Below are 19,472 nucleotides of genomic sequence, written 5' to 3'. Positions count from 1 at the left end.
CCGAACCGGGAGTGATCGCCATGCCAGCCGACCCCAAGACCAACGTCGAGCCCTACGAGAACCTGACCAGCAGCCGCGGCCCGCATGCCCCGGAGCGGGACAAGTCGCCGGAGCACCAGTACCAGCCGGCCCCCGGTGACAACAACAACCGGACCGACGCCAAGGCCCCCGGCGGGCCGGTGAACATCAAGGTCAAGGGCCAGACCGCCGAGAGCGGCGCCGCCGCGGCCGGCGTGACCGAGGACAAGGCGACCGGCAAGGGCAGCCAGGGCTCCAGCGCCGGCCTCGCCGAGGAATAGGAAAGGCGGCCTCGGCGGCCCGCCGGGTCAGGCCGAGGCGATCCCGCTTTCCTCGCGCCGCCGCTTCTCCATCTCCTCGCCGTAGCGGCGCAGCAGATGGGCCTCGGTCACCAGCCCGATGGGCTTGCGGCCGGGCCCGTCGACCACCGCCATGGCCTCGGCCTCGGCCGCCTCGAAGGCCGCCATGGCGACCCGGGCGTTCATGCTCGGCAGCAGCACCCGGTCGTCCAGGTGCATCAGGCCGGACAGCGAGCCCCCCTCCAGCGGCGCCGCATGCGCCTCCGGGACCGAGACCAGCCCGGCGTAGCGGCCGGCCTCGTCCAGCAGCACCACCCGCGTCGCCGCGCCGAGCGGGAAGCGCTGCCGGAAGGCCGCCAGGTCCAGCGTGGCGGCGGCGGTCGGCACCTCCCGCCGCATCACGCTGCCGACGGTCAGGTCGTTGATCCAGCCGATGTCGTGCGCGCTGCGGATGGTCTCGCCGCGCAGGTGGAAGCGCCAGGTGGCGAAGGAATAGCCGAACAGCCGCCGCACGATCAGGCCGGAGACGGCGACGGCCGCCAGCACCGGCCCGGCCACCGCCAGGCTGCCGGTGGTCTCCAGCGCCAGGAAGGTCATGGCCAGCGGCGCGCCGATGACCGCGGTGCCGAAGGCGCTCATGCCGATGATCGCCATCAGCAGCGGGTCCGGCCCCGGCGGCAGCCACAGCGCCAGCACCCCGGCGAAGAGCTTGCCGCCGAGGGCGCCGATCAGCAGCGAGGCGAAGAACAGCCCGCCGCGGAAGCCGCTGCCGAGCGACAGGATCGAGGAGGCCGCCTTCACCAGCAGCAGCGCCAGCACCGGCCAGGCCGGGGCTTCCGTCATGAAGGCCAGGTGCAGCGCGCCATGCCCGGCCGAGAGCGCCACCGGCGAGATCAGCGCCAGCCCGCCCACCGCCAGCCCGCCCAGCATCAGCCGCAGGGTCGCGGAAGGGATGCTCCGCACCAGCAGCGCCTCGGTGAGGCCGACGCCCCGCATCATGGCGATCCCGGCCAAGCCGCAGAGCGCCCCGATCAGCAGGGCCAACGGATAGGTGCCGAGGTCGACCACGCTCGGCGCCGCGCTCTCGACGATGTAGGTGCCGGCCTGCAGGCTGCGGGCGACCAGCACCGCGGTCACCGCGGCCGCCACCACCGGAAACAGCGCGGCGATGCTGTAGGTGCCGATCACCAGCTCGAAGGCATAGAAGGCGCCGGTCAGCGGCGCGTCGAAGGCGGCGCCGATCGCCGCCGCGGTGCCGGCCCCGACCAGGATCCGCAGGTCCCCCCGCCGCAGCGAGAAGGCCTGGCCGAGCCGGGAGGCGATGCCGCCGCCCACCTGGGTATAGCCCGCCTCCAGCCCCACCGAGGCGCCGACGCCGTTCGAGAGCACCGTCTGCGCCCCGACCACGACGCCGTCGGTCAGGGACAGCCGGCCGCCGTGCATGGCATTGGCCTCGATCGGGTCGATCGGCGCCTTGGGCCGCCAGCGGGCGATGGCGCGGTTCAGCATGGCCAGGGCCAGCCCGCCCAGCGCCGGGATCAGCAGCAGCTGCCAGGCCGGCAGCCGGGTCGCGGCGGAAAGCCGCAGATGCGGCTCGAGATCGTAGAGCAGGCGCTGCAGGCCATGCGCCAGGGCGCCCATGCCCCAGGCCAGCAGGCCGACGGTGCCGCCGACCAGCACGGCCAGCACCACCACCGCCACCTCGCTGCCGCGGACCCAGCCGCGCAGCTGCGCGGCCAGCCGCGACCAGCGCCGCAGCAACAGGACCCGGCGCCGGAGATCGGAGGTATGCATGCCGGATGGTCATTGCCGCAGCGGCGCGGCGGTGGCGAGACACTTCTGGCGGTCAGCGGGCCGAAAGCAGCGTTTTTCCGCGCTCCGTCGCCTCGACCAGCAAGCCGCCCGCGCCGCCGGTGACGGCGACGAAGCCGCCATCCACCGCATCCTCCCAGACCGTGAGCCGCGGGCAGGAGGTGCGCCAGGCCTCGATCACCTCCCGGTAGGGGCGGGGGCCGGCCGCCACCCAGGCGACCAGGTCGCGGACCAGGGGGGCGATGACCGCATCGGACATGCCGGGATCCTCCGTCATGGCCGGCCACCGGGCGGCAGCCGCCAGGAGCCGAGCATAGCCGGCGGCGGCGGCGACGGGTGCGAAGAATCGTCCCGGCCCGAACCCCGCCGGTTGCTGGAAGCATCCGGCCACATGCCGTGATCCGCCTGGCGCCTCGCCGCCGCCGCGATTCCAGGCTAGAGGGCGCGCCATGCTCAAAGGCGTCCTCACCGTTGGCGGCTGGACCATGGCCAGCCGCGTGCTCGGCTTTGCCCGGGACATGTTCATCGCCGCCCGGCTCGGCGCCGGGCCGATCGCGGATTGCTTCTTCGTCGCGCTGAAGCTGCCGAACCTGTTCCGCCGGCTGTTCGGGGAAGGCGCCTTCAACGCCGCCTTCGTCCCCGCCTTCGCCGGCACGCTGGCGGTGCAGGGGCCGAAGGTGGCGCAGCAGCTGGCCGAGCGGATGGCGGCGCTGATGACCTTGTGGCTGTCGCTGCTGGTGGTGATCGGCATCATCACCATGCCGCAGCTCATGCGGGTGCTGGCGCCGGGCTTCTCCGACGACCCGGCCAAGTTCACGCTCGCCATCGAGCTGACCCGGATCACCTTCCCCTACCTGCTGCTGATCTGCCTGACCGCGCTGGTCTCGGGCGTGCTGAACGGGCTGGAGCGCTTCGCCGCCGCCGCGGCCGCGCCGATCTTCTTCAACCTGCTGTCCATGGCCTCGCTGCTGGTCCTCACGCCCTATGTGGCGACGCCGGCGCATGCGCTGGCCTGGGGCGTGGTCGCCTCGGGCGCGGTGCAGCTCGGCCTCGTGCTCTGGGCCTGCGCCCGGGCGGGGATGGCGCTGCGGATCCTGCGGCTGCCGTCCCTGGCGCCGGAGGTGCGGCAGGTGCTGCGGCGGATGGTCCCCGGCATCCTCGGCGCCGGGGTGACCCAGCTCAACCTCGCAATCGACGTCATCATCGCCAGCTTCCTGCCGGCCGGCGCCGTTTCCTACCTCTACTACGCCGACCGGGTCGGCCAGCTGCCGCTCGGCGTCATCGGCGCCGCGGTCGGCACCGCCATGCTGCCGCTGCTCTCGCGCCAGGTCCGCGCCGGGGAGAGCCTCTCGGCGCACCGGACCATGAACCGGGCGGCCGAGCTCTCCCTGCTGCTCTGCCTGCCGGCCGCGGTCGGCCAGGCGGTGGTCGCCTATCCCATCGTCGGCGTGCTGTTCCAGCGCGGCGCCTTCGGCCCGGCCGAGGCCTCCGCCACCGCCGCCGCGCTCGGCGCCTATGCCATCGGCCTGCCGGCCTATGTGCTGGTCAAGATCTTCGCCCCCGGCTTCTTCGCCCGCGGCGACACCGCGACGCCGGTGAAGGTCGGCTTCGCCGCGGTGGCGCTGAACCTGCTGCTCAACCTCATCCTGACCCGGTACCTCAGCCACGTCGGGGTGGCGCTGGCGACCGCGCTCTCGGCCTGGTTCAACGCCCTGGCGCTCGGCGTGCTGCTGCTGCGGCGCGGCCAGTTCGTCCCGGACCGCCGGCTGCGGCAGCGGCTGCCGCGGCTGCTGCTGGCCGCCGCGGCGATGGGCGTGGTGCTCTGGCTGCTGCAGGCGCTGCTCTTCCCGGCGGCGCCGGGGCTGCGCTTCGTGGCGCTCGGGCTGCTGGTCGCCGGCGGCAGCGCCGCCTACTTCGTCGCCGCGCACCTGCTGCGGGCGGTGGACCTGCGGGAAGTGCGGGGGATGCTCCGCCGGCGGCGCAGGAAGGCCTGAGGCCGGCGCGCCGGCCAGCCAGATAAGGAGGTGCGGGCAGGGCCGAATTGCCTTTTAATACAACCCTGCATTGAAGTGGTTCGCCATGCTGCATGACATCCGACTGGTCATCTGGGACCTGGACGAGACCTTCTGGGACGGCACGCTCTGCGAAGGTGGCATCACCTACAATGCCGAACGGCACGACATCGTCGTCGCCCTGAGCCATCGCGGCATCCTGAATTCCCTGTGCTCCCGGAACGACCTGGCCGCGGTCGAGCCGATCCTGCGCCAGCACGGCATCTGGGACTACTTCATCTTCCCCAGCGTCAACTGGTCCAGCAAGCCGGAGCGCCTCGCCGAGATCGTGGCGGCGGTGCAGCTGCGGCCGGAGACGGTGCTCTTCGTCGACGACAATCCGGGCAACCGCGCCCAGGCCAAGGCCCTGCTGCCGGCCCTGAACGTGGTGGACGAGACCGCCATCGCCGGCTTCCTGCAGGACCCGGCCTTCGCCGGCAGGCCCGACCCCGGGCTGTCGCGGCTGCGGCATTACAAGCTGCTGGAGTCCCGGCACCAGGACATGCGGGCGGTCGGCGGCCAGGGCGTCGAATTCCTGCGGCAGAGCCGGATCGAGGTCTCGATCCTCTACGACATCGAGAACCACCTCGATCGCGCGGTCGAGCTGGTCAACCGCACCAACCAGCTCAATTTCACCAAGCGGCGGCTGCCCGAGGACATGGCGCTGGCGAAGGCGGCGCTGCTGGAGGAGATCGCGCCCTTTCATGCCCGGGCCGGGCTGGTCCAGGTCCGGGACCGGTACGGGGATTACGGGATCTGCGGCATCTTCCTGGTGCATGGAATCACCGCCTGGGGCAGGCCGCGGCTGGTGCATTTCGCCTTCTCATGCCGCACCCTGGGCATGGGCGTGGAGCAATGGGTGTACGACCTGCTGGGCCGTCCCGACATCACCGTGGTGGGCGAGCCGCTGTCGAAGCTGCCCGGCGCGGTGGACTGGATCACGGCGGGGCCCGGGCCGCAGGCCGCCGCGGCGGCGGACAAGTCCTTCGGCGAGGTGCGCATCCGCGGCGGCTGCGAGCTGGAAGTGATCGAGCATTTCTTCCGCGCCCGGGCCAGGGCGGTGGTGGGCGAGTTCATCGCCATGCGGGAGCATCTCTATATCCCGCGGCATGCCAGTCTGATCCTGGGCCAGATCGCCGCCGGGCTGGATGAGGCGACGGCCAGCCTGATCCGCGACCTGGGCATGGACCGGGACTTCTACGAGACCCGCCTGTTCGATGCCTGCGACGACGACACCCTGATCATCTACAGCCCGAGCGGCGATGCCTCCCGCCTGCCCTATCGCCACAAGGCGACCGGCTTCGAATGCCACCACTGGTTCCGCGAGCCGATGCTGCCGAGCCACCCCGGCCGGACCGCCGCCCAGGCGGCCGAGTACGAGCGGGTGACGGCCCTGCTGGAGCGCGACTACACGCCGGTCGCCTGCGACGACCCCGAGCGGTACTTCGCCCTCTACAGCCGCATCCTCGCCAGCATCCCGGCCAATGCCCTGTTCGTCGTCATCCTGCCGAACAAGACCATCAACCTGGACGGCGTCGCCCTCGACCATGCCCCGCAGGTCACCCTGAACGCGGTCTTCCGCGCGGCGGCGAAGCCCTATCCGAACGTGGCCTTCGTGGAGCTATCGGCGCTGGTCGGGAGCGTCGACGACGTCGAGAGCGGCAGCTACCTGCACTTCAGCCGCGCGGTGTATTTCCGCCTGTTCGAGGAGATCGGGGCCCGCTACCGGGACTGGCTGGCATCCCGCCGAAGCGGGTCCGCACCAGGCTCGGCAGCTGGTTCCGCAGCACCGGCGCCGCCGCCATGAACTGCCCGAGCACCCCCGGCACGCCGCGCGGCAGGGCATAGGGCAGCAGCTCGACCAAGCCGATGCCCGGGCACCAGCGCCGCAGGGTCGGGCCGATCGCGTCGCGGGCGATGCCCCAGGGCATCGGCGGCAGCCGGTAGCGGGGCGTCTGCTGGAAGCCCCGCAGGGTGAGGCGGGACAGCCAGGGCGGCACGGTGTCGAAGACCAGCCAGGCCCCGGGCAGGCCGGCGGCGATCGCGGCCAGCAGGCCCTGCACCGCCTCCGGCGGCAGGTACATCAGCAGCCCCTGGGCCACGACGAAGACCGGCGCGGCGCGGTCCACCCCAGCCATCCAGCCCGGGTCGAGCGCGCTCATCGCCAGGTGCCGGAAGCGCCGGGTCGGCGGCAGGAAACGCTCGCGGAGCGCGATGGATTCCGGCAGGTCCACCGAGAGCCAGCGCACCGTCCCGTTGTCCACCCGGCGGGACTGGGTCTCGAGACCCTCGCCGAGCGAGACCACCTGGCCATCGGGGTGGTCGCGCAGCCAGGCGCCCAGCGCCTGGTCGATGCCCGCCGCCCGCACCGCGAGCGAACCGCCGGGCGGGCCGAAATGCCCGGCGAAGTCGTAGTCCAGCGCCTGCATGATCCGGAGGCTCTCCGGGTCGTGCAGCACGCCGTCCGGCCGCCGGGTCTCGACGGCGCGGTGATAGAGCGGCCAGAGCATGGTCTCCGGCACCCCGCTCAGCGCCGGCGGCTGCTTTTCCATCGGCGCATCAGGCACCCAGGGCCTCAGGCGCGCAAGCGGGTGGCATTGCCGGTGGCGGCGCGATGGATCGGGGCCAGGGCGGCGCCCTGGGCTTCCAGCGCGAGCAGGCACATGGCGCCCGACTGCACCGCCATCCGCCCGAACCAGGCCATGGTGGCCTGGGCCTGGGCCGCCATCATGCCGCCGGCATGGCCGCTGGCCATCACCGAACCGGCCGCCTTCGCCATGAAGGCGGATTCCTCGACCAGGAACCGCGCCATCGCCTCGCCCATCCGGGCCGACTGGCTGGCCAGCGCGGTGCCGGCATCGGCGAAGGCCCTGGTCTTCTCCGGCACCATGCGGGCGAATTCGGCATGGTCGGCCCCGGCCGGGTTGACCATGGCGATGCCGCCGAGCGTCATCCGCCGCAGCACCACCTCGGCGGCGGCCAGGGCCAGCTCGCCGGTCTGGCTGGAATTGCGGTTGGCGGAGGCCAGGACATCGGTCGCGGCGGTCAGGCTCGGCATGAGGTTGGACATAAGGATTTGATCCATCGCGTTTTGCTGCGCTGCAGCATGACGGATTTCCGAGCCGATTGCATGGTTATTCGCGCATGGCGGGATCACGCCTGCAACGGCCATGGTCCGGCGCCAGCGCATGCAGCAGCGCCGGCAGGGCCAGCAGCACCGCCGCCAGGGTCGCCACCAGGGACATGGCCAGCAGCACGCCCATGCTGGCGGTGCCCGGATGCGACGACAGCGCCAGGGTGCCGAAGGCGGCGCCGGTGGTCAGGGCGCTGAACAGCACCGCCCGGGTCAGCGCGGTCGGCAGCAGCGCCCGCTGCCCGGCCCGCCAGGCCACCACGAAGTAGATGTCGAAGGCGACGCCGATGCCGAAGAGCAGCGGCAGGGCGATGACATTCGCCAGGTTCAGCGCCGGCCCGAACAGGGCGCAGGCGGCCAGCGTCACCAGCCCCGCCAGCACTAGCGGCGCCAGCGCCAGCAGCGCCAGCCGCAGGCTGCGCAGCGCCGCCAGCAGCAGCAGCATGGTCCAGCCGAGGCCGAGCGCCCCGGCCAGGATGAAGGCCTGCCGGATGGTGGCGGAGGAGGCCTGGATGGAGATCGCCATCCCGTTCGCCCCCGGCACCACCGACTGCACCGCATCGGCGAAGCGCCGCAGCGCCGCGTTGTCGTCCGAGAGGTTGCACGGCCAGGCCTCGATCCGCGCCCTGCCGTCGGCCGCCACCCAGTCCCGCGCCAGCTCCGGCGGCAGCCCGGCCAGGGTGACGGGGCCGGCCTGCAGCGCCTCGGCCAGCTGTGCCAGGGTCCCGGCCAGCCCGGGCAGCAGCGCCTCGGCGAGGCGGCCGCGGCCCTCGGCCGCCAGGCCGGCCAGTGCCGCGGCCAGCCGCCGTGCATCCTCGGCGGGCGCATCCCCCGCCTCGCCCGCCTCCCGCCGCAGCGCGGCGGCGAGCCCGGCCAGCGCCGCCGCCACCGCGGCATCGTCGGGTGCCGGCGCCACCGCAGGCGGGGCCAGGGTCAGGCCCAGCAGGTCGGCCGCATCCTGGATCAGCGCCAGCTTCGCCGGCTGCCCCTCGGGGACGAAGCTCGCCAGGGTCATCACCCGGGCGACCTCGGGCAGCGCCTCCAGCCGCGCCGCCAGGGGCTGCGCCGCCTCGAGGGAGGGGGCCAGGACGCTCAGCGTGTTCGGCGTGGTCTCGGCCGAGCCCATCAGGTCGCGGAAGGTCGCCACCGCCTCGGACCTGGGGTCGCGCAGGTTCAGCGGGTTGAAGTCGAAGACCAGCAGCGGCAGCACCGCCGCCGCGGCCAGCGCCAGGAGGGCGAGGCCGGCGGTCACCCGCCAGGCCCGCCGCGCCAGCCAGGCCTCGAGCGGCGCCAGCCGGGCCCAGCCCACCTCCGCCGCCTCGGCCGGCGGGGAGGTCAGCCGCAGCAGCGCCGGCAGCACCGTGAGCGAGAGCAGCGCCGCCACCAGCATGCCGAAGCCGGCGATGGCGCCGAGTTCGGAGACGCCGCGGTATTCGGTCGGCAGGAAGGCGAGGAAGGCCCCGGCGATGGCCAGCGCCGCCAGGGCGATGCCCGGCCCCGCCACCTCCCCGGCCGCGGCGATGGCGGCGGCGAGGTCGTCGAAGCGCTGCCGCTGCTCCCGGTAGCAGACCGCGAGCTGGATGCCGAAATCGACCCCGAGCCCGATGAACAGCACCGCGAAGGCGATGGACAGCGGGTTGAAGGCGCCGATCGCCGCCGCGCCGAAGGCCGCCGTCGCCAGCAGCCCGAGCAGCAGGGTCGCCAGCACCGGCAGGATCAGCCGCCAGGACCGCAGCGCCAGCCACAGCAGCAGCGCCACCAGCCCGAGCGAGAGCAGCGTGTTCCGCACCGCCCCATCCGCCACGCTGGCGAATTCCTCGTCCGCCATCGGCACCTCGCCGGTCATGCGGATGCGGACGCCGGGGATCTCGAGGTCGCGGGCGGCCTCGCGGATCGCCTCCGCGGCCGTCGCCCCCGGGCTGAGGGCGGAGAAGTCGAGATGCGGCTGCACCAGCACGAAGCGGCGCAGCTCCATCGGCTCCGGCGCGCGGCCGGTGAACAGCCGGCCCCAGTCCGGCGGCGCCACCTGCCCCGCCACCGCGGCCTCCGCCGCGCCAGCCAGCGCGGCGAGCGGCGCGGCGATGCTGCCGAGCGTCGCCTCGCCCCGCTCCACCCCGGTCAGCACCAGGCCAAAGGCGGCGGCGATGCCGCGCAGGCTGGGGTCCGCCGCCAGGGTGCCGAGCAGCGGCTGGGCGGCGATCACCCGCTCCGTCGTCTCCCGCACCGCCGCCTCATCGAGGAACAGCAGCCCGTTGCGGCGGAAGAATTCCAGCGCATCCGGCCGCTGCACGCTGCGGAACAGGTCGCGGCGACGCCCCAGCGCCGCGGCCAGCCCGGCCGCCGCGCGGTCCGCCGCATCGCCGGTCGGGGCATCGACCACCACGGCGATCACCTGCTCGCGCTGCGGGAAGGCCGCCGCCATGCGCTCCTCGGTCAGCCGCCAGGGCAGGTCGGCCGGGAACAGCGCATCGGTGTCGGTGTTCATCTCGAAGCGCTGGGACACCACCGCCCCGGCCAGCAGCGCCACGCCGAGGGCCAGCGCCAGCACCACCCGCGGCCAGCGGGCGCAGATCCCGGCCAGCGCGCCGCAACCGCGCGCCAGCGCCCCGACAGCCGCTTCGGCCAAGGTCAGGATTCCCGGTAGAGCAGCAGCAGGAGGCCGATCATCACCAGGCACAGCGGCCAGAGCCAGCGCGCCACCCGCGCCAGCGCCTCCGGCCCGCGCAGCTCGGTCCAGCGGGCGCAACCGCCGATGACGGCGAAGACCGCCAGCGGCAGGTGCGACAGCTCGATGAGCTGGGCTTCCTTGATGTTCGAGATGGCATGGGTATGCGCCAGCAGCAGCACGCCGCCCGCCAGCATCGCCACCGGGAAGACGAAGCGCACGCGCCCCCGCAGCAGCCCCAGCCGCACGCTCCACTCGGACAGCGCGAAGCCGACCACCAACAGCGAGGCGAGCTTGTGCTGCACCACCTCCGGGTCCCGCAGGCTGTCGAGCAGCCCGATGTCGCCGAGCGGCCAGGCCTCCGGGTCCGAGCGCACCAGCAGGAAGCCGGCGAGGCCGAGGAAGACCAGCGGCCAGTGCCGCGCCAGCGGCACCCGCCCGGTCGCGTCCAGCAGCGCCGCGAGCCCGACCAGCAGCACCATGATGCCGGCCCAGTGGTGGTTGTACTCGCTCCAGGCGATGTCGGTGGCGTTGCGCGGCGGCAGCAGCCCCTCGCCCGGGGTGAAGGCCTGCGGCCGCTGCGCCGCCTGGCGCTGCTGCCACTCGGCATCGAGCTGCGCCTGCAAGGCCGGGATGGCGAGGTCGGCATGGTCCGGGCTGCTCAGCCGCGGCAGCTGCGGCGTGAAGCGCTCGGTGATCTCGGCCCAGGTGACGCGGTCGTCCGGCAGGTCGGCCGCTGGCGGGACCGAGGTGAGGGAGGCGGCGACGGCCAGCACCGCGATGCCGATCGCCATCTCCGCCTCGATGAAGCGGCGCAGCCGGGGCAGGCCCTGGCCCATCGGGGCCACCCCATGCAGCGCCCGGAAATTGGCGGCGCCCAGCAGCAGCAGCAGCCCGAGCATGATGAGCTTGGTCGCCGCCATCGAGCCATAGGCGGTGCCATACACAGCCTCGACCGCACCGATGTAGCCCAGCCAGAAGCCGGCGCTGCCGAGCAGGATCAGCCCGACGCCGCCCGCCGCCGCCCATGAATAGCGCTGCCCGACCAGCCGGGCCGAGGCCGGCGTCAGCCGCAGCGCCGCCAGCAGGCAGGGCAGCCCGCCCAGCCAGAAGGCGGCGCCGGCCTGATGCAGCCCGGTCGCCAGCAGCAGCATCGGCCGCTCCTCGGTCCGGGCGATGGCATGGCTGCCGAAGGTGACCGCCAGCAGCACCGCCGCCGCGGCGCCGAGCAAGGCCCAGCGGCGCCGCGGCCCCGGCACCCCGGGCGGGGCGGCCAGGACCAGCACTGCCAGCATCGCCAGCAGCGCCAGCCCGATCAGGGCGATGAAATCGGCGCCGATCAGCGCGCCCGCCCGCAGCTCCAGCGTCGCCGCCAGCGCCGCCAGCCCGAGCAGCCCGCCGAGCAGGGTGGTGACGAGGGCGGCGACGGCCGCCAGCCGCACGGCGCGGCGGGCGATGCCGTGCAGCCGGTCGGCATCGCCGGGCGGCATCAGCCGCCCCGCCGGCACCGCCAGGAGCACCCAGAAGACCACGCTGCCGAGCAGCACGGTGCGCGCCACCAGCTCCGCCGCATGCAGGACCACGCTGGCGAAGCCATAGAGGTCGAGGAGTTGCTCCACCTAGCGGGCCCGGATGCTGAAGGGGATGTCGCCGCGGGTGATGTGGCCATCGACCGCCAGCACCTGCCAGCGCAGCCGCCACTGGCCCGGACCGGCGGAGGCGACGGGGGCCGCGAGCACGGTCGGCTCGCTGTCGGCGGCGATCGGCAGCGGCTGCTGCGCCCCGTCGGGGCCGATCAGCAGCAGCCGGCTGCGGCCATGATCCAGCCGGCTGTTGAAACGAATTGTCACGCCGGCCGGTGCCGCGGCCAGGGCCGCCCCGGCGGCGGGGTCCGAGGTGACGACCACGGCATGGGCGGCGGCGGGGCCGGCGGCGAGCGCCATCAGGGCAAGGCCCAGGAGCCCCGCCAGGAATCGCCGCAGGGGCAGGGCTGGCGGCAAGGTCGGGCGCAGGGCGTGGCGCAAGCGGGCCTCCGGTCGGGGCGGGGCCGGCGCGGCAAGGGCGCGGTCCCACTCCCGGGTTGCAACGTGGCGGCAAAGTGCAGCAAAACCTGGAGGGCGCAAGATGCTGCGATGCGGGGGAGACCAGCGCCGGGGCGGCTGGTCGAGCAGGGGGCGTGCTGATGCGGATCATTCTGGCGCAGCCGAGGGGCTTCTGTGCCGGCGTCGTGCGGGCGGTCGACATCGTCGAGCGGGCGCTGGAGAAGTACGGGGCGCCGATCTACGTGCGGCACGAGATCGTCCACAACCAGCGGGTGGTGGAAACGCTGCAGGCCAAGGGCGCCCGCTTCGTCGAGGAGCTCGGGGAGATTCCGGCCGGCGCCGTCACCGTCTTCAGCGCCCATGGCGTCTCCCGCCGGGTCGAGGCCGAGGCGGCCGGCCGCGGGCTGCCGGTGCTGGACGCGACCTGCCCCCTGGTGTCCAAGGTGCATGCCGAGGGCCGGCGCTACGTCGCCCAGGGCCGCACCGTCATCCTGATCGGCCATGCCGGACACCCGGAAGTGGAAGGGACCCTAGGGCAGATCGCCGGGGAGGTGTATCTGGTCGGCGATGCCGCCGCCGTCGCCGCCCTGCCGCTGCCGGCGGACCGGCCGCTGGCCTATGTCACCCAGACCACACTTTCCGTCGATGACACCCGCCTGGTGATCGAGGCGCTGCGCCGGCGCTTCACGGACCTCATCGGCCCTGATACGCGGGACATCTGCTATGCCACGCAGAACCGCCAGACCGCGGTTCGCGAATTGGCCGGGCGGGTCGACCTGTTGCTGGTTGTAGGGGCCGCCAACAGTTCCAACTCTAACCGCCTCCAGGAGATCGGGGCGGAGCAGGGGGTGCCCTGCTACCTGATCCCGGATGCCGCGGCGCTCCGCCCGGAGTGGCTGCGGGGGGCGGAGACGGTGGGAATCACGGCCGGGGCCTCCGCCCCGGAAAGCCTGGTGCAGGACGTGATCGCGGCGCTGGGCCGGCTCGGCCCCGTCGAGGTCTCGGCCCTGCCCGGCATCGTCGAGGATATATCGTTCAAGCTGCCCGCGGCTCTGGTCGAGCCCGAAGCCAGCGCGGCGAGCTGAGGAGCAGAGCGACTATGGGTATCCCGCTGCGGCAGCAGATCAAGGTCGGCGCCTACGTGGTCAAGCAGCATCTGGCCGGGCGCAAGCGCTACCCGCTGGTGCTGATGCTGGAGCCGTTGTTCAAGTGCAACCTGGCCTGTTCCGGCTGCGGCAAGATCGACTATCCGGACCCGATCCTGAACAAGCGCCTCTCGGTCGAGGAATGCCTGGACGCGGTCGACCAGACCGGCGTGCCGGTGGTGGCCATCGCCGGCGGCGAGCCGCTGCTGCACAAGGAGATGCCGCAGATCGTCGAGGGCATCCTGGCCAAGGGCAAGGTGGTCATCCTCTGCACCAATGCCCTGCTGCTGGAGAAGCGGATCGAGCAGTACAAGCCGCATCCGAACTTCACCTGGGACATCCACCTGGACGGCGACAAGGACCACCACGACTGGGCGGTCAGCCAGAAGGGCGTCTATGAGCGCGCCGTCGCCGCGCTGAAGGACGCCAAGGCCCGCGGCTTCCGCGTCGCCATCAACGCGACGCTGTTCGACAACGCCGAGCCCGAGCGCATGGCGAAGTTCTTCGACGACGTCACCGCCATGGGCGTCGACGCCATCATGGTCTCGCCGGGCTACGCCTACGAGCGGGCGCCGGACCAGCAGCACTTCCTCAACCGCAAGAAGACGAAGGAGCTGTTCCGCGGCATCTTCTCCCGCGGCAAGGACCGCGGCTGGAAGATCGGCAACTCGCCGCTGTTCGTCGATTTCCTGGCCGGCAACCAGACCTACCACTGCACGCCCTGGGGCAACCCGACGCGCAACATCTTCGGCTGGCAGCGCCCCTGCTACCTGCTGGGCGAGGGCTATGCCAAGACCTTCGCCGAGCTGATGGACGAGACCGACTGGGACAAGTACGGCGTCGGCAACTACGAGAAATGCGCCGACTGCATGGTCCATTCGGGCTTCGAGGCGACCGCCGTCATCGACAGCGTGAAGCACCCCTGGAAGGCGATCGCCCGGCAGATCAGCGGGCCGAAGACCACCGGCGAGATGGCGCCCGAGATCGACCTCTCGAACCAGCGGAAGGCGGATTTCGTCTTCAGCCGGCACGTCGAGCAGACCATGGCCGAGATCGCGCACGAGCCGCCGCAGGGCAAGAAGGCCCGCGGCGCCAAGCATGGCGGCACCCCGGCCGTCGCAGCCGAGTGAACCCAACGGAATGAGGTGGGCGGGTTGCATCCCGAGCTAAAGCCGACCACGTTAGTACGGATATATTCACCCAGCCGGCTTTGGCAGGATCCTGACCCATGTTCATCGAAACCGAAGGCACCCCGAACCCCGCGACCCTGAAGTTCCTGCCCGGGCGGGAAGTCATGGGCCCGAAGGGCACGGCCGACTTCGCCTCCGCCACCTCGGCCGCCCGCAGCCCGCTGGCGGCCCGCATCTTCGCCCTGGGCGGCGTCGCCCGGGTCTTCCTCGGCGGCGACTTCATCACCGTGACGCAGACCGATGACGCCGAATGGTTCACCCTGCGCCCGCAGGTGCTCGGCGCCATCATGGACCACTTCATGGCCGGCCAGCCGGTGCTCGAGAGCGACGGCGACGCGGAGGACGAGGAATTCGACCCCGCCGATACCGAGATCGTCGACCAGATCAAGGAGCTGCTGGATACGCGGGTGCGCCCGGCGGTCGCCGGCGATGGCGGCGACATCGTCTTCCGCGGCTTCCGCGACGGCGTGGTGAAGCTGCACCTCCAGGGCGCCTGCTCCGGCTGCCCCTCCTCGCGCGCCACGCTCAAGCACGGCGTCGAGAACATGCTGAAGCACTACGTCCCCGAGGTCGTCGCCGTCGAGCAGGTCGACGCCTGAACCCGACCCGCCGCCATCACCACCGGTGATGGCGGCGATCCCGGGGAGGGCATTGGCGCCCCGGCCCGGGGCGCGATATCGGTGGCCCAACGCGACCCGGAGCCCCCGATGACCCTCGATGCCCCCGCCCTCGACCAGCTGTTCCGCAGCGCCCGCACCGCCAATGCCTGGCAGGACCGCACGGTCCCCGACACCAAGCTGCAGGAACTCTATGACCTGCTGAAGCTTGGCCCGACCAGCGCCAACAGCTCCCCTGCCCGCTTCGTCTTCGTCCGCACCGCGGAAGGCAAGGCGAAGCTGAAGGACGCGCTCTCCGAGGGCAACATCGCCAAGACCATGACCGCCCCGGTCATCGTCATCGTCGCCCACGACCCGCGTTTCTACGACGAACTGCCGAAGCTCTTCCCGCATGCGGATGCGCGTTCCTGGTTCGCCGGCAACGCGGCGCTGGCCGAGGTCACGGCCTTCCGCAACGGCACCCTGCAGGGCGCCTATCTCATCATGGCGGCGCGCGCGGTCGGCCTCGACACCGGGCCGATGAGCGGCTTCGACAATGCCAAGGTCGACGAGGCCTTCTTCGCCGGCAGCGGCTGGAAGTCCAACTTCCTGGTCAACCTCGGCTACGGCGACGAGAGCGGCCTGTTCCCGCGCAGCCCGCGGCTGAGCTTCGACGAGGCCGCCCGCCTGGAATAGCCGCTCAGCCCTGGGCGACGCCGGCCGCCGGGTCCAGCCGGTAGCCGCCGCCCTCGGTCAGCAGCAGCCGCGAATTCGTCGGATCGGGCTCGATCTTCTGCCGCAGCCGGTAGATGTGGGTCTCGAGCGTGTGGGTGGTGACGGCGCTGTTGTAGCCCCAGACCTCGTTCAGCAGGATCTGCCGGCCCACCGGCCGACTGCCGGCGCGGTAGAGGTACTTCAGGATCGCGCATTCCTTCTCGGTCAGCCGGATCTTGCGGTTGCGCTGCGGCTCGAGCAGCAGCTTCGACGACGGCCGGAAGCTGTAGGGCCCGATCGGGAAGACGGCATCCTCGGAGTTGTCGTAGACCCGGAGCTGCGCCCGCAGCCGGGCCAGCAGCTCGTTCAGCCGGAAGGGCTTGGCGATGTAGTCGTTCGCCCCGGCATCGAGGCCGCGCACGACATCCTGCTCCGCATCCGCCCCTGTCAGCATGATGATGGGAATCTTCACGCCCTGCCGGCGCAGCCGGGTGCAGAGCTCCCGCCCGTCGCCGTCGGGCAGGCCGATATCGAGCAGGACCGCGTCGAACCGCGCGGTTCCCGCCGCCAGCATCGCCTCGGCCTCGGCGGCCGTCGCGGCTTCCGAGGGTTCGAATTCGCCATCAAGCGAAAGCTGCTCCGCCAATGTCGCCCGCAGGGCGACATCGTCATCCACGATCAGCAGTGGGCGCGGACCGGCCATGCCATCTCCCAGGGGTCGACGTTCTTACCGTGCTAACATTAATCGCCGTCGATGGCGAAGCTGTGGCGGCCTTGTCAAGCGATACCGCCGACCGGCGCGATACCGGTGCCGCCCCGGATCAACATTCGGTTGCCCCGCTGTCCGCCGCCGTTTCCGCGCCACATTCATGGGGCGCCATGCGGCGACGATGGACCTAGATTGATGACCATGCCCCTCTCGATTGCCCCCGTCCCGCATGACAGCACCGCCGCCGGCCTTCCGGATGCGGCGACCCTCGCCCTGCGCGCCGTCCACCGCGCCGCCTCGGAGCTGCGGCGCGGGACCCCCGTGCTGCTGCGGGGGGGAGACCATGCGCTCGTCCTCGCCGCGGCGGAGTCGGTGGGCGCCTCCGGCCTCGCCGAGCTCGCCGCCCTGGCCAAGGGCCCGGCGGTGCTGCTGCTGGCGCCGAGCCGGGCCGCCGCGGTGGCGCCGCTGCCGGCCCTGCGCCCGGTCCTGGGGGGACCCGTCCCGGGGGCGGAGGAGGCGCCGGTCGCCCTGCGGCTGCCGCCCAGCCTGCTGGATCCGGCCCTGCTCCGCAGCCTGGCCGACCCCACGGCGGACCGGCTGCCCGAGGGCACCCGCGCCGAGCGGCTGCCCGTCCCGCCGCTGGCCGCCGCCGCCCTGGCGCTGGCCAAGCTGGCCCGGCTGCTGCCCGCCGTCATCGCCGCGCCGCATGCCCTGCTGGCGCGGGACGGCCTGCTGTCGGTCGAGGCCGCCGACGTGCTAGCCTACCCCGCCGCCGCCGCCACCGCCCTGCGCAAGGTCGCCGAGGCCCAGGTGCCGCTGGACGGGGCGCCCGACAGCCGCATCGTCGCCTTCCGCGCCGCCGATGGCGGGATCGAGCACCTGGCCATCCTGGTCGGCCAGCCGGAGGCGCTGGCGGCCGGGGGCGGCGCCCCGCTGGCCAGGATCCATTCGGAATGCTTCACCGGCGACCTGCTCGGCTCGCTGCGCTGCGACTGCGGCCCGCAGCTGCGCGGGGCGCTCCTGCGCATGGGCGAGGCCGGCGCCGGCGTGCTGATCTACCTGGCCCAGGAGGGCCGCGGCATCGGCCTGGTGAACAAGCTGCGGGCCTATGCGCTGCAGGATGCCGGGCTCGACACGCTGGATGCCAACCGCGCCCTGGGATGGGGCGCCGACGAGCGCAACTTCCTGGTCGCCGCCACCATGCTGGAGCAGCTCGGCATCCCCCGCGTCCGGCTGCTGACCAACAACCCGGACAAGCTGGCGGCGTTGGCCGCCTGCGGCATCGGCGTCGAGGGGCGGGAGGCGCATGCCTTCGCCCCGAACGGCGTGAACGACCACTACCTCGAGACCAAGGCGCGCCGCTTCGGCCACCTCCTCGCATGAGCGGCGACCCTGCGGCCGGCCTTGCCCTGGTGCGGCCGGACGGGCTGCTGCGCTTCGCCGGCCAGGTCTGGCGCTGCGCCCTCGGCAAGGGCGGCATCCGCCGCGACAAGCGGGAGGGCGACGGCGCCACGCCGGTCGGCCTGCTGCCGCTGCGCCGCGTCTTCTACCGCGCCGACCGCCTCGCCCAGCCGGCATGCCGGGTCCCGGTGGAGCCGATCGCCGCCAGCGACGGCTGGTGCGACGACCCCGGCCACCGCGACTACAACCGCCACGTCACCCTGCCGCATGAGGCGCGGCACGAGGCCTTGTGGCGCGAGGATCATGTCTACGACATCATCGGCGTGCTCGGCTGGAACGACGGGCTGGAGGGCGAGCCCATCGCCCGCGGCCGCGGCAGCGCGATCTTCCTGCACCTGGCGCGGCCGGGGCTGGCGCCGACCGAGGGGTGCATCGCCCTGCCGGAATCCGCGCTGCGGGCGCTGCTGGCCGGCGGCCTCGCCGCCATCGAGGTGGCCGAATGATTTCCTGCTGGACATAAATCGTCCATCCCGACCAAGATCCGCGGCGTCGCAAGCAAGAAGCCCCGGCCCCGACCGGGGACCGCGGGAGACTCGGACGATGACCCAATTCTTCCACACCATCCTGGCCCGGCCCTGGGCGACGGTGGCGGTGCTCGCCCTGATCGGCGTCGCGCTGGCCCTCGCCGGGCTCGGCACGCCCGGCGCGGCGGCCTTCATGCTGGCCGGCATGCTGATCATGGTCCTCTCCAGCCGGCAGGGCCCGGCCGGGCAGCAGCCCGGGACCGACCCGGGCTAGCCGCGGGCGCCGAAGATGGCCGAGCCCACCCGGACATGGGTGGCGCCGCAGCCGATCGCCGCCTCGAAGTCGGCGCTCATGCCCATGCTCAGCACCGGCAGCGCGTGGCGGGCGGCGAGCTCGGCCAGATAGAGGAAATGCGGCCGGGGGTCGGCCTCGGCCGGCGGGATGCACATCAGGCCCTGCACCGCCAGGCCCCAGTCGTCGCGGCAGGCGCGGAGGAAGTCCTCGGCCTCGGCCTGCGGCACCCCGGCCTTCTGCGGCTCGTCCCCGGTATTCACCTGCACCAGCAGGGCGGGCGTGCGGCCTTCCCGGGCGATGGCCTCGGCGATCGCCACCGCCAGCTTCGGCCGGTCCAGGCTCTCGATCACGTCCGCCACCCGGACCGCGTCCCGCGCCTTGTTGGTCTGCAGCCCGCCGATGAGGTGCAGGCGGAGCGCCGGCCAGTCGGCGCGCAGGCCCGGGAATTTCCCCGCCGCCTCCTGCACCCGGTTCTCGCCGAAGACCATCTGGCCGACGGCCAGGGCGGCGGCGACCGCCTCGGCCGGGTTGGTCTTGGACACCGCCACCAGGGTGACGGCATCGGGGGGCCGGTTGGCGCGGGCGACGGCTTCGGCGATCCTGGCCTTGATCCGGGCGAGGTTGGCCGCGATGCCGGAGGAGGGGGAGTGGCGTTCCATCATGCCATGCGGACGCTAGAGGCCGCGGCGCGCCGGCTCAAGCCGCGCGATGGGCTGCCGCGGCTGTATCTGTTCAGCGATCCGGTCCGGCTGGCGGATCCGCGGGCGGCGGCGGGCCGCCTGCCGCCCGGTGCCGCGGTGGTGGCCCGCGGCCTGGCGCCGGCGGTGCTGCGGGGGCTGGCGGCGCTCGGCCGGCGGCGCCGGCTGCTGCTGCTGGTC

Annotated in this window: 18 protein-coding genes and 1 pseudogene; 10 read left to right on the top strand and 9 right to left on the bottom strand. The window is 72.9% G+C overall.

Going from position 1 to position 19,472, the window contains the following annotated elements; all coding sequences use genetic code 11:
• Positions 1-20: 20 nt before the first annotated feature.
• Positions 21-299 carry a hypothetical protein gene (locus QWZ14_RS10410; RefSeq protein WP_290316585.1) on the top strand — a complete coding sequence of 93 codons (279 nt, stop codon included), beginning with the start codon at positions 21-23 and terminating at the stop codon, positions 297-299.
• A gap of 27 nt (positions 300-326) precedes the next feature.
• Here QWZ14_RS10410 and QWZ14_RS10405 read toward each other — a convergent pair whose 3' ends face one another.
• Together QWZ14_RS10405 and QWZ14_RS10400 are read right to left on the bottom strand one after the other, a co-directional pair.
• Positions 327-2,111: a chloride channel protein gene (locus QWZ14_RS10405; protein WP_290316584.1), complete on the bottom strand. Its 1,785-nt coding sequence runs from the start codon at positions 2,109-2,111 to the stop codon at positions 327-329.
• A 52-nt stretch (positions 2,112-2,163) separates the two neighbouring features.
• On the bottom strand, positions 2,164-2,388 hold the full coding sequence (locus QWZ14_RS10400) for a hypothetical protein (RefSeq protein ID WP_290316583.1): 225 nt from the start codon (positions 2,386-2,388) through the stop codon (positions 2,164-2,166).
• Positions 2,389-2,578: 190 nt separating this feature from the next.
• On the opposite strand from QWZ14_RS10400, the gene murJ reads away from it, so the two are divergent.
• Positions 2,579-4,123 carry a murein biosynthesis integral membrane protein MurJ gene (gene murJ / locus QWZ14_RS10395; protein WP_290316582.1) on the top strand — a complete coding sequence of 515 codons (1,545 nt, stop codon included), beginning with the start codon at positions 2,579-2,581 and terminating at the stop codon, positions 4,121-4,123.
• Positions 4,124-5,856: 1,733 nt separating this feature from the next.
• Here the strand turns inward: murJ and QWZ14_RS10390 are convergent.
• Genes QWZ14_RS10390 through QWZ14_RS10370 form a run of 5 tightly spaced genes read right to left on the bottom strand, consistent with a single transcriptional unit; the run spans position 5,857 to position 12,002 of the window.
• Entirely contained in the window at positions 5,857-6,732 is an 876-nt protein-coding gene (locus QWZ14_RS10390; protein WP_290316581.1) for a class I SAM-dependent methyltransferase, read from the bottom strand.
• A 23-nt stretch (positions 6,733-6,755) separates the two neighbouring features.
• Positions 6,756-7,265 carry a hypothetical protein gene (locus tag QWZ14_RS10385; protein ID WP_290316580.1) on the bottom strand — a complete coding sequence of 170 codons (510 nt, stop codon included), beginning with the start codon at positions 7,263-7,265 and terminating at the stop codon, positions 6,756-6,758.
• 49 nt (positions 7,266-7,314) lie between these two features.
• Positions 7,315-9,939: an MMPL family transporter gene (locus QWZ14_RS10380; RefSeq protein ID WP_290316579.1), complete on the bottom strand. Its 2,625-nt coding sequence runs from the start codon at positions 9,937-9,939 to the stop codon at positions 7,315-7,317.
• A gap of 2 nt (positions 9,940-9,941) precedes the next feature.
• On the bottom strand, positions 9,942-11,597 hold the full coding sequence (locus QWZ14_RS10375) for a copper resistance D family protein (RefSeq protein ID WP_290316578.1): 1,656 nt from the start codon (positions 11,595-11,597) through the stop codon (positions 9,942-9,944).
• On the bottom strand, positions 11,598-12,002 hold the full coding sequence (locus QWZ14_RS10370; protein ID WP_290316577.1) for a copper resistance CopC family protein: 405 nt from the start codon (positions 12,000-12,002) through the stop codon (positions 11,598-11,600).
• 158 nt (positions 12,003-12,160) lie between these two features.
• Between QWZ14_RS10370 and ispH the strand changes: the two genes are divergently transcribed.
• The 4 genes from ispH to QWZ14_RS10350 all read left to right on the top strand — a co-directional run bounded on the left by ispH (position 12,161) and on the right by QWZ14_RS10350 (position 15,647).
• Positions 12,161-13,105, top strand: a complete 945-nt coding sequence (gene ispH / locus QWZ14_RS10365) for a 4-hydroxy-3-methylbut-2-enyl diphosphate reductase (protein WP_290316576.1) — start codon at positions 12,161-12,163, stop codon at positions 13,103-13,105.
• 14 nt (positions 13,106-13,119) lie between these two features.
• Positions 13,120-14,295 (top strand): adenosyl-hopene transferase HpnH, encoded by a 1,176-nt coding sequence (gene hpnH / locus QWZ14_RS10360; RefSeq protein WP_290316575.1) that lies wholly within the window; start codon positions 13,120-13,122, stop codon positions 14,293-14,295.
• A 98-nt stretch (positions 14,296-14,393) separates the two neighbouring features.
• On the top strand, positions 14,394-14,954 hold the full coding sequence (locus tag QWZ14_RS10355; protein WP_290316574.1) for a NifU family protein: 561 nt from the start codon (positions 14,394-14,396) through the stop codon (positions 14,952-14,954).
• A gap of 108 nt (positions 14,955-15,062) precedes the next feature.
• Positions 15,063-15,647: a malonic semialdehyde reductase gene (locus tag QWZ14_RS10350; RefSeq protein WP_290316573.1), complete on the top strand. Its 585-nt coding sequence runs from the start codon at positions 15,063-15,065 to the stop codon at positions 15,645-15,647.
• 4 nt (positions 15,648-15,651) lie between these two features.
• Here QWZ14_RS10350 and QWZ14_RS10345 read toward each other — a convergent pair whose 3' ends face one another.
• Positions 15,652-16,368, bottom strand: a complete 717-nt coding sequence (locus QWZ14_RS10345; RefSeq protein WP_290316572.1) for a response regulator transcription factor — start codon at positions 16,366-16,368, stop codon at positions 15,652-15,654.
• A 201-nt stretch (positions 16,369-16,569) separates the two neighbouring features.
• Here QWZ14_RS10345 and QWZ14_RS10340 point away from each other — a divergent pair, with 201 nt between their 5' ends.
• From QWZ14_RS10340 to QWZ14_RS10330, 3 genes are all read left to right on the top strand, one after another.
• Positions 16,570-17,757 (top strand): GTP cyclohydrolase II, encoded by a 1,188-nt coding sequence (locus tag QWZ14_RS10340; RefSeq protein WP_408903662.1) that lies wholly within the window; start codon positions 16,570-16,572, stop codon positions 17,755-17,757.
• Positions 17,754-18,278, top strand: a complete 525-nt coding sequence (locus QWZ14_RS10335) for a L,D-transpeptidase family protein (protein WP_290316570.1) — start codon at positions 17,754-17,756, stop codon at positions 18,276-18,278. Before QWZ14_RS10340 ends, QWZ14_RS10335 begins: the two co-directional genes overlap by 4 nt.
• 97 nt (positions 18,279-18,375) lie before the next feature.
• The gene (locus QWZ14_RS10330) at positions 18,376-18,573 is read left to right on the top strand and encodes a hypothetical protein (protein WP_290316569.1); all 198 of its coding nucleotides are present in this window, start codon (positions 18,376-18,378) and stop codon (positions 18,571-18,573) included.
• Here QWZ14_RS10330 and QWZ14_RS10325 read toward each other — a convergent pair.
• A complete protein-coding gene (locus tag QWZ14_RS10325; protein WP_290316568.1) occupies positions 18,570-19,253 on the bottom strand; it encodes a YggS family pyridoxal phosphate-dependent enzyme in 684 nt (227 codons plus the stop codon). The two genes, QWZ14_RS10330 and QWZ14_RS10325, sit on opposite strands and share 4 nt — an antisense overlap.
• On the opposite strand from QWZ14_RS10325, the pseudogene QWZ14_RS10320 reads away from it, so the two are divergent.
• A pseudogene (locus QWZ14_RS10320) lies at positions 19,242-19,472 on the top strand (hypothetical protein); the annotation flags it as partial. The gene QWZ14_RS10325 and the pseudogene QWZ14_RS10320 sit on opposite strands and share 12 nt — an antisense overlap.

Origin of the sequence: Paeniroseomonas aquatica (genome assembly GCF_030409335.1) — a bacterium.
Lineage (GTDB): Bacteria > Pseudomonadota > Alphaproteobacteria > Acetobacterales > Acetobacteraceae > Belnapia > Belnapia aquatica.
This window is presented reverse-complemented; position numbering and strand designations above follow the sequence as displayed.

Coding starts and splice junctions, on each gene's coding strand:
- QWZ14_RS10410 (WP_290316585.1), top strand. CDS start 21: ATGCCAGCCGACCCCAAGACCAACGTCGAGCCCTACGAGAACCTGACC.
- QWZ14_RS10405 (WP_290316584.1), bottom strand. CDS start 2,111: ATGCATACCTCCGATCTCCGGCGCCGGGTCCTGTTGCTGCGGCGCTGG.
- QWZ14_RS10400 (WP_290316583.1), bottom strand. CDS start 2,388: ATGTCCGATGCGGTCATCGCCCCCCTGGTCCGCGACCTGGTCGCCTGG.
- murJ (WP_290316582.1), top strand. CDS start 2,579: ATGCTCAAAGGCGTCCTCACCGTTGGCGGCTGGACCATGGCCAGCCGC.
- QWZ14_RS10390 (WP_290316581.1), bottom strand. CDS start 6,732: ATGGAAAAGCAGCCGCCGGCGCTGAGCGGGGTGCCGGAGACCATGCTC.
- QWZ14_RS10385 (WP_290316580.1), bottom strand. CDS start 7,265: ATGGATCAAATCCTTATGTCCAACCTCATGCCGAGCCTGACCGCCGCG.
- ispH (WP_290316576.1), top strand. CDS start 12,161: ATGCGGATCATTCTGGCGCAGCCGAGGGGCTTCTGTGCCGGCGTCGTG.
- hpnH (WP_290316575.1), top strand. CDS start 13,120: ATGGGTATCCCGCTGCGGCAGCAGATCAAGGTCGGCGCCTACGTGGTC.
- QWZ14_RS10355 (WP_290316574.1), top strand. CDS start 14,394: ATGTTCATCGAAACCGAAGGCACCCCGAACCCCGCGACCCTGAAGTTC.
- QWZ14_RS10350 (WP_290316573.1), top strand. CDS start 15,063: ATGACCCTCGATGCCCCCGCCCTCGACCAGCTGTTCCGCAGCGCCCGC.
- QWZ14_RS10345 (WP_290316572.1), bottom strand. CDS start 16,368: ATGGCCGGTCCGCGCCCACTGCTGATCGTGGATGACGATGTCGCCCTG.
- QWZ14_RS10340 (WP_408903662.1), top strand. CDS start 16,570: ATGACCATGCCCCTCTCGATTGCCCCCGTCCCGCATGACAGCACCGCC.
- QWZ14_RS10335 (WP_290316570.1), top strand. CDS start 17,754: ATGAGCGGCGACCCTGCGGCCGGCCTTGCCCTGGTGCGGCCGGACGGG.
- QWZ14_RS10330 (WP_290316569.1), top strand. CDS start 18,376: ATGACCCAATTCTTCCACACCATCCTGGCCCGGCCCTGGGCGACGGTG.
- QWZ14_RS10325 (WP_290316568.1), bottom strand. CDS start 19,253: ATGGAACGCCACTCCCCCTCCTCCGGCATCGCGGCCAACCTCGCCCGG.